A 2166-nucleotide genomic window follows, 5' to 3' on the forward strand; every position below is an offset into this window, starting at 1 on the left:
TTCAGCCGTGAGACCAGCCGACGGACGTCCTTGCCCGTGAGATCCGGGTTCTGCTCGGATCCTGACAGCGCGAACTCCTTCAGCGCGATGCTGCGGTTCAAGACGAACCATGAATGGGCATGTCCCGTGGCCAGGATGTGGCGCAGGGCGCCGAGCGAATCGAAACCCGGAAACAGGGGAGGCGGGAGCATCCGCCCCGTCGCGTCCAGCCACAGGGCCGACGGTCCGGGCAGGATCCGGATGCCGTGCCGCGGCCAGACCGGGGCATGGTTGTGGATACCCTCCGGGTAATGCCACATCCGGTCCCCGTTGATGAGGTGTCCGCCGGCGCGGCCCACGGCCGGGAGGAAGTCCCCGTCCACGGATGCCGGAACGCCACTCAACATCCGCTCCGGCGCCGCGCCGCCCGGCCATTGCTTGCGGACCACATCGTGGTTGCCGCCGATGCCGCCGCTTGTCACCACCACGGCCGCGGCCGCAGCCTCGAAAGTACCGTCCGGGCGTCGGGAAGAGCTTTCGCCCCGGCCTGCGCCACTGGCTTCGAGCAGTTCGCCGCGCACGCCGCTCACCCGGCCCGCAGTTTTCACGAGCCCGGTGGCGCGGTGGCGGAAATGGAAGGACACGCGGCCGGCGGCTTCGCCTTCGCGCAGTTTGGCAAGGAAGGGGGCCACCAGCGCAGGTCCCGTGCCCCACGCGACATGGAAGCGCGGGACAGTGTTGCCGTGGCCGTCCGGGCCGTAGCCGCCGCGTTCGGCCCACTGCACCAGGGGAAACAGCCCGACGCCCAGCGAGGCGAGCCAGGCACGCTTCTCACCGGCGGCGAAGTTCACGTACGCCGCCGCCCACTCCTTCGCCAGGGCGTCCTGCGGCCGGTCGAATCCCGCGGACGCATGCCAGTCGGCGAGGGCCAGATCTTCGCTGTCCCGCACCCCGAGCCGCCGCTGTTCCGGAGTGTTGACCATGAAGAGGCCGCCGAAAGACCAGTGCGCCTGGCCGCCGACGGAGGCCTCGGGTTCCTGATCGAGCACCGCCACCCGGCGGCCGGCCGCATAGGCCTGGGCCGCGGCCACGAGCCCTGCCAGGCCGGCGCCGACCACCACAACGTCGGCCTCGATCCCGCGACCCGAAGCCCCACGGCCGCCCGTTCCGACACCCTCATTGCTGGTCATGGCTTCATGCTAACTCGCGTCGGAGCACTTCCGCCGCCGGGCCCGGGGCGCGGGGCGCCGCAGTCACAACCGCAGTCACAACGGGCAGTCACAACGGCAGTCACAACCGCAGTCACAACCGCAGTCACAACCGTGCCGGCGCGCGCGCTGGTTTGGTCTGCGCGGCCCGAACCGGAAAACTAGAGGCATGCGCGTATATCCCACATTTTTCCGGCTGGCCTTCTCATGGATGGACGCCGAACGCGCCCATAAGATCGGGTTCAAGGCCATCCGCCTCGCCCACAGCTGCGGTGCCGGGCGGTTGCTGCAGAAGTTCACCGCCCCCGCGGCGTCGCTGCAGACCCAGGCGTTTGGCCTGACCTTCCCGTCCCCGTTCGGCCTTGCGGCCGGCTTCGACAAGGAAGGCCACGGCATCGAGGCGCTGGCGGAGCTCGGCTTCGGCCATGTGGAGGTCGGCACCATCACCGGCCAGGCCCAGCCCGGGAACCCGGCGCCGCGGCTGTTCCGCCTCGTGGAGGACAGGGCCGTCATTAACCGCATGGGATTCAACAACGACGGCGCCGCGGCGGTGGCCCCGCGCCTGAAGTCCGCCCGCGCCGCCCTGCAGCGCCAGCACCCCGGCGTCCGGCCCGTGATCGGGGTGAACATCGGCAAGAGCAAGGTGGTCGGGCTCGAGGATGCGGTGTCCGATTACCTGATCAGCGCGCGCAGCCTGGCCCCCGCAGCGGATTATCTCGTGGTGAACGTCAGCTCGCCCAACACCCCCGGGCTTCGGCTGCTGCAGGACGTGGAGACCCTGCGTCCGCTGCTGGCCGCAGTGGGGGAGGAGGCGGACAAGGCCGCCGGCCGCCACGTTCCCCTCCTGGTCAAGATCGCGCCCGACCTCAGTGATGAGGACATCGACGACGTCGCGCGCCTGGCGCTTGACCTGAAGCTGGACGGCATCATCGCCACCAACACCACGATCGCCCGCACCGGGCTCGCCTCCAGCCCCGAC

Annotated in this window: 2 protein-coding genes; one reads left to right on the forward strand and one right to left on the reverse strand. The window is 70.2% G+C overall.

Features of this window, described 5'->3' with window-relative positions; translation table 11 throughout:
* Nucleotides 1-1169, reverse strand: a 1169-nt coding sequence (locus LQV45_RS27365) for an FAD-binding dehydrogenase (protein WP_230009949.1), incomplete at its 3' end; no start/stop codon positions are given.
* Between the two features lie 187 nt (nucleotides 1170-1356).
* Between LQV45_RS27365 and LQV45_RS27370 the strand changes: the two genes are divergently transcribed.
* Nucleotides 1357-2166 (forward strand): quinone-dependent dihydroorotate dehydrogenase (locus tag LQV45_RS27370; RefSeq protein ID WP_230009952.1); only part of this gene is annotated, 810 nt, incomplete at its 3' end.

It is taken from the genome of Microbacterium sp. Bi128, assembly GCF_918698205.1.